This window comes from Edaphobacter dinghuensis (genome assembly GCF_014640335.1).
Classification (GTDB): Bacteria; Acidobacteriota; Terriglobia; order Terriglobales; family Acidobacteriaceae; genus Edaphobacter; species Edaphobacter dinghuensis.
In genome coordinates, this window is sequence record NZ_BMGT01000001.1 from 1203472 (window position 1) to 1218636 (window position 15165).

The 15165-nt window shown below is 57.8% G+C and carries 10 protein-coding genes; 5 read left to right on the forward strand and 5 right to left on the reverse strand.

The features are described from left to right. The first annotated feature begins 30 nt into the window (after window positions 1-30). Entirely contained in the window at window positions 31-843 is an 813-nt protein-coding gene (locus IEW09_RS04680; protein WP_188552945.1) for an MIP/aquaporin family protein, read from the forward strand. A 23-nt stretch (window positions 844-866) separates the two neighbouring features. Here the strand turns inward: IEW09_RS04680 and IEW09_RS04685 are convergent, their stop codons facing one another. The 4 genes from IEW09_RS04685 to IEW09_RS04700 all read right to left on the reverse strand — a co-directional run bounded on the left by IEW09_RS04685 (window position 867) and on the right by IEW09_RS04700 (window position 8348). Beyond that, window positions 867-2435 (reverse strand): glycerol-3-phosphate dehydrogenase/oxidase, encoded by a 1569-nt coding sequence (locus IEW09_RS04685; protein ID WP_229739081.1) that lies wholly within the window; start codon window positions 2433-2435, stop codon window positions 867-869. Continuing rightward, on the reverse strand, window positions 2432-3931 hold the full coding sequence (gene glpK, locus IEW09_RS04690) for a glycerol kinase GlpK (protein WP_188552947.1): 1500 nt from the start codon (window positions 3929-3931) through the stop codon (window positions 2432-2434). Before glpK ends, IEW09_RS04685 begins: the two co-directional genes overlap by 4 nt. Before the next feature lie 222 nt (window positions 3932-4153). Continuing rightward, window positions 4154-6805 (reverse strand): glycoside hydrolase family 3 protein, encoded by a 2652-nt coding sequence (locus IEW09_RS04695; protein WP_188552948.1) that lies wholly within the window; start codon window positions 6803-6805, stop codon window positions 4154-4156. A 130-nt stretch (window positions 6806-6935) separates the two neighbouring features. Continuing rightward, window positions 6936-8348 carry an APC family permease gene (locus tag IEW09_RS04700; protein ID WP_188552949.1) on the reverse strand — a complete coding sequence of 471 codons (1413 nt, stop codon included), beginning with the start codon at window positions 8346-8348 and terminating at the stop codon, window positions 6936-6938. Between the two features lie 45 nt (window positions 8349-8393). Between IEW09_RS04700 and IEW09_RS04705 the strand changes: the two genes are divergently transcribed. The 4 genes from IEW09_RS04705 to IEW09_RS04720 all read left to right on the forward strand — a co-directional run bounded on the left by IEW09_RS04705 (window position 8394) and on the right by IEW09_RS04720 (window position 13262). Further along, a complete protein-coding gene (locus IEW09_RS04705; protein ID WP_188552950.1) occupies window positions 8394-9521 on the forward strand; it encodes an SIS domain-containing protein in 1128 nt (375 codons plus the stop codon). A gap of 75 nt (window positions 9522-9596) precedes the next feature. Beyond that, window positions 9597-10412, forward strand: coding sequence for a signal peptidase I (gene lepB / locus IEW09_RS04710; protein WP_188552951.1), 816 nt, complete (start codon window positions 9597-9599; stop codon window positions 10410-10412). Window positions 10413-10702: 290 nt separating this feature from the next. Next, window positions 10703-11518, forward strand: coding sequence for a signal peptidase I (lepB, locus tag IEW09_RS04715; protein WP_188552952.1), 816 nt, complete (start codon window positions 10703-10705; stop codon window positions 11516-11518). A gap of 43 nt (window positions 11519-11561) precedes the next feature. Then, entirely contained in the window at window positions 11562-13262 is a 1701-nt protein-coding gene (locus IEW09_RS04720) for an AsmA family protein (protein ID WP_188552953.1), read from the forward strand. Window positions 13263-13264: 2 nt separating this feature from the next. Here the strand turns inward: IEW09_RS04720 and IEW09_RS04725 are convergent, their stop codons facing one another. Then, window positions 13265-15163, reverse strand: coding sequence for a M1 family aminopeptidase (locus IEW09_RS04725; RefSeq protein WP_188552954.1), 1899 nt, complete (start codon window positions 15161-15163; stop codon window positions 13265-13267). Window positions 15164-15165 lie beyond the last annotated feature (2 nt).

Genomic DNA, 15165 nt, shown 5'->3' on the forward strand with positions numbered 1-15165 from the left:
GCAACTAAATCGACAAAGAGGCTGGGAACGATGAAGCGACAATTGGTTGGGGAGCTGATCGCCGAGACGATAGCCGTTTTTATCATCATTGCGTTCGGCGACTCCGTTGCCGGCATGTACTCCCTCTATACACCGAGCCCCTATCAGGGAGCCTATTGGGGTGTTTGCATCGCTTGGGGGCTGGCGGTCACTATTGCGATCTATGCCACGGGATCTGTCTCGGGTACGCATGCGAATCCGGCTGTCACACTTGCACTTGCTCTCTACAGAAAATTTGAGTGGGTCAAGGTTATCCCGTATTGCATCGCCCAGGTCGTGGGTGGAATTTTAGGTGCATCGCTGGTTTATGCGCTGTACTCGCCGGTCATCGATCACTTCAACGAAGCCGCGCATCTTACCCGTGCAGCCGGTGGAGCAGCCGGGGTCTTTTTTACCCATCCCGGGTTGGCGATTACGCCCATGCACGCCTTCAGTGATCAGATCATTCTCACCGCCTTTCTCATCTTTGGCATCTTCGCTATTACTGAAACCTATAACGAGATGGCTCCGGGAGCGAACTCGGGCGCGCTTATGATCGGCCTGCTCGTTGCACTGATCGGCGCGTCGATGGGATATCTGGAAGCATGGGCCATCAACCCGGCACGTGACTTCGGGCCGAGGCTCTTCTGCTTCATGACGGGGTGGGGCAATTCGGCCTTTCCTTCGCCGGAAAACTACTGGTGGGTACCAATAGTCGGTCCGCTGATAGGTGGCGTTATCGGTGGAGGAGTCTACCAATATCTGGTTCGACCGTATCTTCCCGCCCGCGTTCGCGCTCTAAGCGGAGAGTCGAAGTATAGCTAAGGGCTGCCTGCGGAATCCGTCACTTACTGTTCCCGGTAGATGTACCCGTTCGCTAAATTCACAAATTGTTGTAAGTCCTTGTCGCGCCATGCATCGCTTCGACCTAGTTCTTTAGCCAACATGTTCGCAACCACCGGAGCCGCTTCGATCGCGGCCCGCGCATCAAGAAAGAGCGCTCGTGTGCGTCGCGCAAGCACGTCCTCAACGGTTCGAGCCATCTCGTAGCGCACTGCCCAAACCACCTCGCGTAACCGGTACGGCAGTCGCGGATGCAAGAGCGCTCCTAATGCCGCATCGTGATCCGACAGGCTTTGCAGCAGAGGTAGATCGGCTCCATACACTCGCTCTGCCTCCGCCATGCCGGCCGAATTGTCTGTCCATCCATGTAGCTTAAGATCAAGAGTTCGTGAAGCCGTCTTTGCAAGTCCTGCAACTTCGACAGCATGGTTGATGGTGTCCTCTCCCATGCGCCGATAGGTGGTCCACTTTCCTCCCGTAACCGTTACCAGTCCGGACTTCGAGACAAGAATTGTATGGTCGCGCGATAGCTTCGATGTCTTGCCGCCGCCTTTGCGCACCAGCGGCCGCAATCCCGACCACATGCTCTGAATCTCTTCCGCACGTGGTTTGCGCCCAAAGTAACGGGCAATGTGTTCAAGCAGAAACGCTCTCTCCTCAGCCATCGAGCGCGGCTCGACGGAAGCTCCATCAACCGGTACATCGGTTGTGCCCACGATGGTCGATTCGTGCCACGGGATAGCGAACAACACCCGTCCATCCGCTGTTTTCGGGATCATCAATGCCGTGCTGCCCGGCAGGAAGGAGTGAGGCAAAACAAAGTGTGTTCCCTGGCTCACGGAGAGCAGCGACTCCGCAGCTTGGCCGTCCATGGCAAGAATCTCTTCCGTAAAGACGCCACTGGCATTCACAATAACCTTCGCCTGTAGATCGAACGAAACGTCCTCTTCGCAGTCGCGTACCCGTACTCCGGCGATCTTCCCGTTCCGTTTCAACAGACCGGTTGCTTCCACATAGTTGACAGCGGTTCCGCCCAGATCTTGAAGCGTCCGCAATAGCGATATGGCATACCGCGCATCGTCGAACTGACCATCGTGATAAAGAATGCCGCCGCGCAGGCCGGTATCGGCGATCCCCGGCAGCATCTCCACGGTCCGTTCCCGCGAGAGCAGCTTCGAGGCTCCGAGCGAAAGTCTGCCTGACATCCGTTCATAAACCTTCAGGCCAAAACCATAGTAGGGAAGCGAGAAGTAATCGAATGCAGGCACTACAAATTGCAGGTTGTGGACTAGGTGCGGCGCATTGCGCAACATGTGTCCGCGCTCCCGCAAGGCATCCATCACCAGCGTGATGTTTAATTGTTCCAGATAGCGCACGCCACCGTGCACCAGCTTGGTGCTGCGGCTTGAAGTTCCCTTGGCAAAGTCGAAGCGTTCCACCAGCACCGTGCGATAGCCTCGCGAGGCAGCCTCGACCGCCGCTCCCAATCCGCTGGCGCCCCCGCCAACGACGAGTACGTCCCACGGCTCACCCTGCTCCTGCAGCCGCCGCAATAATTCAGACCGTTCGCTCAATCCTGTGTCTCCCCCGCCCAATCCCGGGCACGATCCAGTGCTCTGTGCCATGTGGCCTTTACCTTGTGTCGCGCCGCATCATCGATCTGCGGTTTGAAGACGTGATCCATCTGCCACTGACGAGCGATCGTCTCTTTATTGGGCCAATATCCCACAGCAAGCCCGGCGAGATACGCTGCGCCCAGCACGGTCGCCTCGGCGTTTTTGGGACGAACGACGTCGATCCCCAAGACGTCCGACTGAATCTGCATCAGCAGGTTATTCGCAGATGCTCCCCCGTCTACTCGTAGCTGCGCCAGCGGCAACCCGGAGTCTGTCTGCATCGCCTCCAGAACATCCATGGCCTGCAATGCAATTCCCTCGAGCGCTGCCCGTGCAATATGCGCCCGCGAGGTTCCTCGCGTCATTCCCAGCAGCGCGCCGCGTGCATACTGGTCCCAGTGCGGAGCGCCCAGTCCCGCAAATGCTGGCACCAGCACCACTCCGTTTGTGCTTGAAACCGAAGCGGCCAGAGCTTCAATCTCCGCCGAAGTGCGGATCATCTGGAGTTCATCTCGCAACCACTGCACTACGGCGCCAGCCATCAACATGCTTCCTTCGAGCGCATACTCCACCGTATCGCCGATCTTCCAGGCAATCGTCGTTAGTAATTTATTCTGCGAGCTCATGGACTTGGTTCCAGTATTCATCAGCATGAAGCTGCCCGTGCCGAAGGTGCACTTTGCCATCCCAGGCTCGGTACACATCTGCCCAAACAACGCCGCCTGCTGGTCTCCCGCAATCCCGGCGATGGAGATGCCATGCAGGATGCCCTTCGTGGTACCGCAGTGTCCGCTCGACGCAACCACCTCCGGCAGTACTGACCGAGGAATATCCAGCAGCTTCAGCAGCTCTTCATCCCATTCGAGCGTATGAATGTTGAAGAGCATTGTTCGCGAGGCGTTCGTTGCATCGGTGACGTGCCTCTCACCGTGCGTCAGTTTCCAGATCAACCAGCTATCGACTGTGCCAAATGCAAGCTTGCCCGCCGCTGCCCGCTCCCGCGCGCCGGGAACGTTGTTCAACAGCCAGTTCAACTTGCTTCCGGAGAAATAGGCATCGGGCAGCAGGCCGGTCTTCGCCTGAATCATCGGTGCATCCCCGTGGTTTCGCAGTCCATCGCAGAACTCCGCCGTCCGCCTGTCCTGCCACACGATTGCGTTATGGACGGGCTCGCCCGTCTCGCGGTCCCACAGCACTGTCGTCTCGCGTTGGTTTGTAATGCCGATGGCTGCAATGTCGCGCTCCGTCAGGTCAGCTGCCGCCAGCGCCTCAGTTGCTACTCCGCTCTGCGATGACCATATCTCTGTCGGCGAGTGTTCTACCCAACCCGGCTTAGGAAAGATCTGCTTGAAAGGGCGCTGTCTGATGGAAACCACATTGCCCGCACCATCGATCACCATCGCCCGCGAACTCGTCGTTCCCTGATCGAGCGCGAGGATATATTGCTTCTCCATGAACCAGCTCCCTAAACCCGGCAAAGGGAATTCTTTACCGGTAACTTTCGGATAATTTCGCAACTTCTGCAATCGCGCGACGTTCCCGTAGAGGATTCTAAACGTAACTCGTATGAATGAAGAATAACTATCGTAGATGCTGGTCTTCTTCCATAAGAAGCAATAAAAAGCCCCTGTCTCCCATCGCACTTACGGGAGACAGGGGCCGTATTGCGACGTGTTCTAGCGGGGCAGGTCTTTCGATCCGACGATCGTAAACTGCTTTGTCACACCATTGTCGTCGGCTCCCGGCTGCGCGCCGCCCACAAAGAGTGTGTACTCCCCAGCCTCGATGCTGCGCTTTCCATCCCCAGTGACGGTGCTCAGGCTGCGAGGATCGATCACCACATGCACATGCTGGCTTGCATGAGCAGCCAGCGGAGTCCGCACAAACCCCACCAGCGAATGAATTGGAGCCGTAGCCGATGCTGGAGTCTTCAGGTAGATCTCCGAAACCGCATCTCCCTTCGCCGCGCTAGTATTCTCCACCTCAGCATCCAGCGTCAGCGGCTCTCCCGCCGTCAGCTTTTCAGTCGACAGCTTCACATCGCTCCACTTGAACTTCGAGTAGCTGAGCCCATATCCAAAACCCCAAAGCGTTGTTCCGCTAAAGTAGCGATACGTCCGGTTCGCCATTGAGTAGTTGTCGAACGGTGGCAGCTCCTTCGTGCCCGTGTAGAACGTAATCGGTAGCCGTCCCGCTGGGTTGTTGTCGCCTGCCAGCGTATTGGCGATCGCCGCTCCGCCCTCTTCGCCCGGATACCATGCCTCCAGCACTGCCGCTGCATTTTCTTTGGCCCACTTCACTGCCAGCGCGCTGCCGTTCATCAAGACGACGATTACCGGCTTGCCGGTTGCAGCTACGGCCTTCAGCATCTCCTGTTGCACGGTAGGCAGTTCGATTTCGGTGCGGTCGCCGCCATCGAAGCCGTCGACATGCACCGGCATTTCCTCGCCTTCGAGGTTCGGAGAGAGCCCCACAAACGCGACCACAACATCGGCCTGCTTCGCCGCCTCTACTGCTTCTGCGCGCTCAGCCTTCACCGGTGGCTTCCAGTCGAACGAGATTCCCGCATCGAACAGCGGAGTGTGATGCGTGTAGTCGATCCTCAGATTGTGCGGCTGTCCATCGCTCAGGTCCAGCACAAACTGCTGTGCCCTGCGCGAGTGCTTCTTCCCCTGCGCCTGCTCTTCCGTTACCTGCTTGCCATCGAGGAAGACGCGCACGTCCTTAGCTTCTCTGCGGAAGCTGAACTCATACTTGCCCAGCATCGGTGGCATAATAGTCCCGGTCCAGCGCACACTAAAGGCCGAAGCCTGTACGCCGGGCACCGGAGCAGCCACGTCCCAATCGAAGTCCACCTGCTGGTCTACTCTGGTCACTACAGGTTTGCCTGCGAACTCGATATTGTCAAAATACTCCCCCTTCAGCCCAAACGCCGTGCTACCCTTCGCCGGATGCAGGATCGTCCGTGGCACCGGAACCGGCAGCTCCGAGACATAAGGCGATCCCTGCGCATAAAGGATCTTTGCCAACTCGCCAAACTTCGCCTCCATCCCTGCCAACGGCAACACAGGATGCGATGGAATCGCGTTATAGTTCCCCTCGATCGATGACAGCGCAGCCGCATTAGGTCCGATGACCGCAATCGTCTTCACGCCCTTCTTCAGTGGCAGGATGCCATCGTTCTTCAACAGCACCATCGATTTCTCGGCCACATGCAGCGCCAGCTCGCGGTGCGCCACGGAGTCATCTTCTGAAAAAGGTATCCGCGCATAAGCTACCTTCGATGCCGGATCGAACAGCCCAAGCTCAAACCGAGCAGTAAACAGCCGCTTCACTGCCTGGTCAATCTGGGCCTCTGGGATCAATCCATCCTTCACCGCCTTGGTCAGGCTGGCATACTCATCTCCGCAGCTCGTATCTGTTCCCGCCTTAACCGACACGGCCGAAGCATGCTCGATGTCCGGCGCAAACTTGTGTCCCTCAGCGACGTCCGTAATCGCTCCGCAATCCGACGTGATGTAGCCTTTGAAGCCCCACGTCTTCCGCAGAATGTCTGTCAGCAGAAACGTATTCGAGCAAGCCGGTTCGCCATCAATTGCGTTGTACGCGCACATTACGCTTCCGGCGTGGGCCTCCTTTATCGTCGCGCGAAAGGCTGGCAGGTAGGTGTCCTCCAGATCATGCGGCGAGACGTCAATATTCGCTACATGGCGTGTGCTCTCTGGTCCCGAGTGCACAACGTAATGTTTCGGCGTGGCGATCGTCTTGAAGTAGTGCGGATCGTTTCCTTGCAATCCCTCAACAAACGCCACTCCCATCCGCGAGGTCAGAAATGGGTCCTCGCCGTAGGTCTCCTGTCCACGTCCCCAGCGCGGATCGCGAAAGATATTAATGTTCGGCGACCAGATGTCGAGCCCGAAATAGATGCTATGGTTACCGTGCCGCAGCGCCTCTGCATTCTTCGCTCTTGCCTCGGTCGAGATGGTGGTGGCCACTTCATGCATCAGTGGCGTGTCCCACGTCGCCGCCAGCCCAATCGCCTGCGGAAACACAGTCGCATAGCCCGACCGCGCAATCCCGTGCAGACCTTCGCTCCACCAGTCATACTCCGGCACATGCAGCCGCGGAATCGCCGCAGCGTGGTTTTGCATCTGTGAGACCTTCTCTTCGAGTGTCATCTTGCTTATCAGGTCATCCACACGTCTGGACACCGGCTGCGAAGAGTCCATGTAGACTGGCGTCGTCTGCGCTGTCGCCGCAGCCCCTCCCATCATCACCGAGACCGTTGCAATCAAGCCCGCATACACGGGCAGCATCTTTCGCGACATCGTTTCGTACCAGCTTTCAAAGGATAAAAATCTGCACTGCCAATGTAGCTGGTTGTGATAGGGGAACGCAATAAATCCAGAGATAAATCGTTAAAACTAACTGCTTCTTTTCCTGCCGCGACCTATCAAATCAAGCAGCATCCCGGCTTGTGAGGTAGCGCACTCCATAGACCAAGGCGCCCACAATCAAAATCAGACCGGCTGTCCGCATCTCTTTGGCAAAGTTGGGACGCGAAAAAAGAATGAACACAAACCCGCCCAGCGCCAGCAACACTGGTAGCGGATAAAGCGGCATCCGAAACCCACGCAGCTTCCGTTCGCGTCGATGCCGCGGCAGTAAAACTGCCAGCCCCTGCAGCAGAAACTGAAACAGGATGCGGATCACAACCAGCGTTGTAATCACCTCCTGCAATCGAAACACGCAACAGGCCATCGTCATCGCACCAAGCGTCAGCAGCGAGTGCTGTGGAATCCTGTGCTTCTCGTGAATTGCTCCAAACCACGACGGAAAGTTTCCATCTCGCGCTGCCGCAAAAGGAATCCGCGAATACCCCAGCAGCAGGGCAAGCACCGAAGCCAGCGCCGCCACGGCAATCAACACGACGACAACTCCGGCGGCTGTGTGTCCATAGAGATGCTCCATGAACACGGCCATCGTAAACATCCGCGCGTGACTATCAGTATCGGTGGCCAGCTCACGCCACGGCAGCACACCCAGCACACTCACATTCATTAGCAGATAAAGCGCACCGACAATCCCAATCGCTCCCAGCACGGCCCGAGGAATCGTCCGCTGCGGATCGCGCACTTCTCCCGCCACAAAGCAAACGTTGTAATAGCCCCAGTAGTCATAGGCCGAGATCAGCATTCCCGCACCCAGGCCCACAAAGAAAGCTCTGTTCAGATGAAAGGCACTGGCAGGAAAATCAAACGCTCGGCGTGCATCGAAGTGCAGAAATCCGGCGACGATAATCAGCAGCAGCGTCAGCACGACCACAACTCCCAGCCAGCGCACAACGCGGTCGATCTTCACAATGCTGCGATACAGCACTACCACCGCAATTAAACATGCTGTCATGGCAATCAGCGTCTGCCCGCTCAGCACAATCGGAACCCCCAGCCACCGCGCCGAAAAGAATGCGTGCCCAGCGTTGTGGACAAAGAACGAGGCATACTGCGAAAACCCGATGCAGCCCGAAGCGATGGAGAGTGGAGCGCTGAACAGCAACTGCCACGCATAGAGAAACGAGAATCCTCGCCCCAGCCCATGCTCGCCATAAAGATGCTTCAGATACGCGTACGATCCCCCGGCTTCGGGATAAGCCGTTCCTAACTCACTCCATACCAGCCCATCGCACAACGACAGCAGAGCGCCCAGCACCCATCCCAGCATCGCCTGTGGCCCACCCATCACGCCGACAATCAGCGGCAGGGTAATAAACGGTCCTACGCCTACCATGTCGATGATGTTCAGCCCCAGCGCCGAGCTGGTAGACAGCCCGCGCTCAAGTTCCAACGGTTTTGGCCCGACCACTCGCTTCATCGCACTCATTTATAACTAGAAGATACAGAAGGGGTGCAACCAGCCATGCTTTCGCAGAACAAAACCTTTCCGCATGCGATGCTCCGCGAGATCTTTGAACAGCCTAACGCTATCGCCGAGACCCTCGCCGCATACACCGAGGCCAACTGTCTTCGCGAGGACACCTTCCGCACCGCGCTTCAGGCCCTCGTCGGCAAGGAGAGCCTGCTCATCTCTGCCAGCGGCTCCAGCCGCCACGCCGGTCTTGTCGGCGAGATCCTCTTCGAAGACCTTGCCGGAATCGCCGTCGACGTCGAGTATGCCAGCGAATACATCTATCGCTCCACCCATACCCTAAAAAATCCTTGCTTCCTCGCCATCTCGCAGTCCGGCGAAACCGCCGACACCTCCGAGGCTCTGCGCGAGGCCATCGCTCGCGGCACCTCCACCATCGCCATCACCAACAAGCCTGAATCCACCATGGCCAAGCTGGCTAGCTGCTCTCTGCCCACCATGGCCGGCATCGAACGCGCGGTTCCCGCCACCAAGAGCTTCACCACGCAGCTCACGGTGCTCTCGCTGCTCTCCCTTTTCGCTGCCCGCATTCGTGGCCGCATGACTCGCGCTGTCGTCGAATCTCACCTCGAAGAGATACAGGCTGTCCCCGCCGCCATGCAGGCCATCCTCTCCCAGTGGGAGTCGCAGATCGCCGAACTCTCTCCAAAGATTCAGTCGGCCGAGTCCTTCCTCTTCCTTGGCCGTGGCGTTCACTACCCCATTGCCCGCGAAGGAGCCCTGAAGCTCAAGGAGTCCTCCTACATTCAGGCCGAAGGCTACCCGACCGGTGAACTGAAGCACGGCCCCAACGCTCTCCTCGACTCCAACACTCCTCTTGTCGTCCTTGCCACCAGCGATCCTCATGCTCCCGACTCGCTTCTACGCTACGAGAAGACGGTCAATCTTCTTCGCGACATGCGCAAGCAGGGAGCGGTCGTGCTTTCGATCGTTAACGAGGGAGACACCCGTATCGCCGAGCTCAGCACTCACACCGTCGCCATTCCCCGTTGTGCGGAATACATCGCTCCCCTCTACGAAGTCGTTCCTCTTCAATTGCTTGCCTACTTTATGGCTATCGGTCGCGGCATCGATGTGGACAATCCCCGCAATCTGGTTAAAGCGGTGGTGCAGGAGTAGATCGACCACATTCCGCCCACGTCAAGACAGTAAACCAGCGATACACTGCACTTGCATAATGGAGGCAAACGCTCAATGAGCACAGCGGCATCCGAGCCCGAGGAGACGACGGTGAAGCAAGCAGATCAAACCGAAACTCCTTTGGAATCATTGGCATCCATCTGCACCGTTCTTGCGATCGGCTTGTTCGTCATGACATTCATCTTCCAGAACTATAAGATACCCTCCGGTTCGATGGAGAAGACCCTGCTCATCGGCGACCATGTTCTGGTAGACCGGACCTCTTTTGCGCCGCCCACGAAATGGGCTCCTTTCGTTCACTACCGCGATATCCACCGCGGCGACGTCATTGTCTTTTACAAGCCAAATCCTGAAACCCCCGATCTCTTCCTGGTGAAGCGGGCCATTGGCATTCCGGGCGACCGCATTCATCTCGTTAACGGAATCGTCTATCTCAACGGCGTCGCGCAGAACGAGCCGCAGGCAGGCAAGCCGGTCGAAGATGGTAATCCGCAGCACGCTTTTGACGCCTATCGGGACGACTTTCCGTCCGTTCCGCCTCCGCCCTATGAGATACAGCCGCTTGGCATCACGGCAAGCTGGGCGCTCGATCTTCCTAACCACATTCAAAATGGAGACCTTGTAGTTCCGCCGGGCATGGTCTTCGCAATGGGCGACAACCGCACCGAAAGCGAAGACGGGCGCTATTGGGGTTTCGTTCCCCGGCAGAATATCGTCGGCCGCCCCCTGTTCGTCTACTGGTCGTTCGAAACCTCGGCCGACCAGATGTCTAAGACCAGCCTTGGGGACCGCCTCAGCTTCATAGGCCACATTCTTGTGCACTTCTTCGATGAGACTCGCTGGCGTCGCACATTTCACATCATTCGATAAAGGCTGAAGCCGCATTCGGGTGTCGTACGCGGAACCACGATCCATGCAGAAAGCTGATCTAACTCACATGCAGAGCGACGAGGAGTCATCTGCTCCGGAGGCATCTTCCGCGCTATTTTACTGCTATGGCAGGTCTTGGTGGCGCTCCTTCTGCTGGCAATTGTTCCGCCGCTGATCACAGTTAACCACCTGCAGTGCCGTATCGCCACCAGCATCAGCTCACATTCCACCGCGTCAAGATCGCAAATCGGCGATACACTGACTGTTGTATCCGTGGAGACAAGCACTGAATGAGCACAACCGCATCCCAACCCGAAGAGACGATCGCCAAGCAGGAAGATCAGACCGAAACTCCTCTGGAATCATTGGCTTCCATCTGCGTTGTGCTTGCAATTGGTCTCTTCGTCATGACGTTTGTCTTCCAGAACTTCGAGATCCCCTCTGCCTCGATGGAAAAGACGCTGTTGATCGGCGATCACGTTCTGGTAGACCGGACCTCCTTTGCACCACCCACGAAATGGGCTCCTTTTGTTCACTACCGCGATATTCGCCGCGGCGACATCATCGTCTTTTATAAGCCCAACCCCGAGACTCCCGATCTCTTTCTGGTAAAACGGGCCATCGGTATCCCTGGAGATCGCATTCATCTTCACAATGGGATTGTCTATCTCAACGGCGTCGCTCAGAATGAGCCGCAGGCGGGCAAGCCTGCCGATGACGGCGACCCTGAACACGCCTTCAACGCCTACCGCGACGATTTTCCTTCCGTTCCTCCGAACCCGATGGAAATAGGTCCGGGCGGCATCACCGCAAGCTGGGCACTCGATCTTCCCAATCACGTTCAAAACGGTGACCTTGTTGTTCCGCCTGGCATGGTGTTCGCCATGGGCGACAACCGCACCGAAAGCCTCGACGGGCGCTATTGGGGCTTCGTTCCTCGGCAGAACATCGTAGGCCGTCCCTTGTTCGTCTACTGGTCGTTTGAAACCCCTGCCGATCAGATCAACAAAACAGGCCTTGGTGATCGCCTCAGCTTCATGGGCCATATTCTCGTTCACTTCTTCGACGAGACGCGCTGGCACCGCACATTCCACATCACTCGATAAAGGCTGAAACCGCGTGTGAGTGTTCCACGCGGAACAATTATTCATGCAGGAAACGGATTCAACTCACGCGCAAAGTGACACGGAGTCACCCCGCTCCGGCGGTATCTTCCGTCGCTTTCTCTTTCTTTGGCTGGCCCTTGTGGCCCTGTTGTTGCTGGCGATCGTTCCTCCGCTGATCACCGTTAACCGCCTCCAGCGGCGAATTGCCACCAGTATCAGTCAGAGCCTCGGTCGTCCTGTTCACCTGGATCAAGTCACACTAAACCTGCTGCCGCTACCGGGATTTACCCTGGACAATTTGGTCGTCAATGAAGATCCGGCCTTTGGCTCCGAGCCGATTATCCGTGCCAACTCCGTGCGCGTGACCCTGCGCATCAGCTCGTTGTGGACCAGACGCGTCGAGTTCTCGACGATCAGTTTTACCGACCCCAGCGTCAATCTGGTGCACCTGCCAAACGGTAAGTGGAACCTTGAGAGCATTCTTCTGCAGGCATCGCACATTGAAGCCGCCCCGACCGCGCAGAAGAAGGCCGGGCCAACTCCACGCTTTCCATACATTGAGGCAACCGGCGCACGGTTGAATATCAAGCTTGGGCAGGAGAAGATTCCGCTTTCGTTTACCGATGCCGAGTTCGCACTCTGGCTGCCGAGCCCTGAACAATGGCACCTTCGCCTGAAGGCCGATCCCGCTCGAACCGATACTGTCGTCTCAGGTGCGGGCACAATTCAGATGGAGGGCACTCTGGGGCGCGCCGCCTCTCTGAGCCAGGTTCCGATTCGCCTTCAAGGGGAGTGGCGCGATGCGCCGCTCGGTGGAGCAAGCCGCGTTCTCTTTGGCCGTGACGCCGGTTGGCGCGGAAGTATGACGCTCGTAGCGAACATTCAGGGAACTGTCGGGCATAGCTCGGTCGAGACCCGGTTCAGTGCCAACGATGCGCGACGGGCCGACTTTATTCCAAAGCAGCCCCTGAATATCGAGCTGGAGTGCCTGGGCACGGCCACCAATTTATTCCACTCCTACGACAAGGTTCGCTGCAGCTGGCCTCCATCCAACTCATCCGGCACTCAGGTGCTAATGCTCTCTGGATCGCTGCCGGACGTCCATAACCTCAACTCTGCGACCGTCGATATCTCCATCCCCGGCATTCCGGCGGATACGTTCCTGGACTGGCTGCATGTCGTCAATGAGCGTCTTCCTGAAGACGTCTCGATGGGTGGAACGCTGACGGGAAGCATCTCTCATCACCCCGAAGCATTGCCCGGTGCTCCCGCATGGCAGGGCGCGATCTTTGTTACGGGAGCCAAACTGATGAGTGCACATGCCGATGCCCCTTCGCTAGTCTCCGGTAATATCGCACTTCGCTCGGTTCAGGAGCCTGAAGTCAAAATGCATTCACGTGCGCATCACGTTGCTCCGGCTGCAACAACCGGTAGCAGCTTTGTACTGGCTCCCACCTTGATGGCGCTTGGAGGCAAAGAGCCTGCAACGTTGGAAGGTCACTTCGACGCGACCGGCTACACGCTGCACCTTACAGGCATGGCATCCCCCTCTCGCCTGCTTGCTCTGGGGACAGCGCTGCCTGAGCTGGGAGATGGCTTGACGGCTGTTTTGCCGCCCAGCCACGCGGCAACGCCCACGTTTGTCGATCTAACTGCGGTTCGCCCATGGTCGGGCGTGCAGGTCTGGACATCGGGTTTGGCGCATCCGGCTGCGCACCACTCGCGCCACGCAACACATCGCTAAGCTTAATGCATTACGATCTGCTTGGTATGCGTGCTTGCCCCAATCTCCGGTACGCTGCCATCATTCACGATGACCTCATCGGGAGTGCCTTCGAAGACGATGCGCGTCGAAGCGCTCGATCGACCCATGATGCGAAGCCGTTCAGTCGTCGTCAGCGCGCCTGAACGGACCGTGACGGGAACCTCGGCGGCAGCGTCGCCGTTGTTGCGCACCTCGATGGCGACCAGCCAGCTTGCGGCCTTCAGCCCCTGTGCCGGCAACTGGCGCGGTGTCACACTGGCGATGGTCAGGTCAGGCAGGCCGCGGTCTTGATAAACCCAGTCGTTGAAGAACCAATTGAGATCTTTGTGCGACGCCCGCTCCAGCACTCGCTGAAACTCCTTTGGATCGTCGTCCTGGCTGCCGATTTGACGATAGCCCTGAAGCGCCTGCTTGAGCACATCGTTTCCGACAATTGAACGCAGCATCCACAACACTGCTGCTGCCTTGGTCCGGTAGTAAATCTCGTCACTTGCCTGAATCAGGCTTTGGCCGCCTTGTGGCTGGTCTACTGCTTCAGTCGATGCGGGCTCGACCAGGGCAAGTGTATTGATCTGCTGTTGTAGTTGTTGCAAGGCAATGTCGCGGCCTTGCGTATGTTCCAGCCACAACAGCGACATGAACTGCGGCACTCCTTCGTCGAGCCACACGTGAGAGGAGCGGAACCATGCGTGTGTAAGGGAGTGAATTAGCGATGGGGCCAATGCATCCGAATCGATGGCACGCATCGGCGCAACGAGAAGAGAGTCGTCCTCAAACGGCTGGCCGCTGTGGTCAATGATATTGAGCGTGGTCAGAGGAGCCGGGCCAAGCCACTCCTTCAGGAGCGGTTGCACTTTGATGGCGGCTGCCGCGTAGCTGGGTACCGTGTCATAGTGGTCTGTGACGGCTGCGATCTCGTTGTTGTCCGTCGTGGTGGCGGCTCCTGCTGTGAGAAAGAGGCTGGGAGAGCGGAAACCCAGAGGGTGACGAGGGAAGTCTGCTGTCGCCACTCCCGGCGCATTGGCTGCCGATGCCGCATCGACGTTCTCGTTGACAGCAACCAGCGGTTGGCGCTGGCCGCAGAAGAAGGCTGCATCGGGTGGATTGCTGGTGTATTCGACGGCGAGCCGCAGATGGATCGTGGCATCGGCCTGCTGTAGCCGGGTCTTGCCGACGAGTTGGAAGAGCTTGGCTCCATCGCCCAGCAACGCGGGCGCGGATGCTGTGGGATACCACAATACGTTGCCGAAGCCACGCAGCGCCGTGCTGTCCGGGGCGATCTTGTCCCAATCTGCCGCTGCAGCCTGATCGACCGGCGCGCCAATACGTTCCAGGCGCTTGGCCGACTGTTGTATCTCACCGGAGTAGAACGTTGTCAGCTCAATCGTTGCTCCGGGGGCCAGAGGCTGCGGTAGGGTTACGATCGCTTCTTTTGCCTGCCCCGTGTGATCGGTGTCTGTGTCGACGAGGTGCTGCGCGAAGACCAGCGGAACGATGCGATCGCCGTTGCGCATCGCGAAGCTCTCCCACGTGAGCGATGAGGACAGTTGAAAGGCCAGATCGGTGAGTGGCTCGGTTCCCACGTTTCGTACGACGAGCTTTGCTCGTACCGAGAGCTGCGACTTGGCCGGAATCAAGTGCACGTCCAGGTCGTAGTCGACAAAGTTGAGCGAGCTGCGCTCCGCGTCGCTGATAGTATCGATGGACTTCGCGCTCTTCGTCTCGGACTGTGTAGGAGGATGGTCGCTGCTGAAGAGGACCTTGTCTTGCTGCCCGGTTGCGGACTGAGTCACAACGATGGAGCACAGGGAGACCGAGAGCGTGAGCAGGCAAAGGCGATTCTGGAAACGGTTTTGCGGAAAGATGGATATCAGCTTCAAAT

What these genes read in the sequence shown, in the direction of transcription:
- IEW09_RS04680 (WP_188552945.1), top strand. Translation starts at nt 31, where the DNA reads ATGAAGCGACAATTGGTTGGGGAGCTGATCGCCGAGACGATAGCCGTT.
- glpK (WP_188552947.1), bottom strand. Translation starts at nt 3,931, where the DNA reads ATGGAGAAGCAATATATCCTCGCGCTCGATCAGGGAACGACGAGTTCG.
- IEW09_RS04695 (WP_188552948.1), bottom strand. Translation starts at nt 6,805, where the DNA reads ATGTCGCGAAAGATGCTGCCCGTGTATGCGGGCTTGATTGCAACGGTC.
- IEW09_RS04700 (WP_188552949.1), bottom strand. Translation starts at nt 8,348, where the DNA reads ATGAAGCGAGTGGTCGGGCCAAAACCGTTGGAACTTGAGCGCGGGCTG.
- IEW09_RS04705 (WP_188552950.1), top strand. Translation starts at nt 8,394, where the DNA reads ATGCTTTCGCAGAACAAAACCTTTCCGCATGCGATGCTCCGCGAGATC.
- lepB (WP_188552951.1), top strand. Translation starts at nt 9,597, where the DNA reads ATGAGCACAGCGGCATCCGAGCCCGAGGAGACGACGGTGAAGCAAGCA.
- lepB (WP_188552952.1), top strand. Translation starts at nt 10,703, where the DNA reads ATGAGCACAACCGCATCCCAACCCGAAGAGACGATCGCCAAGCAGGAA.
- IEW09_RS04720 (WP_188552953.1), top strand. Translation starts at nt 11,562, where the DNA reads ATGCAGGAAACGGATTCAACTCACGCGCAAAGTGACACGGAGTCACCC.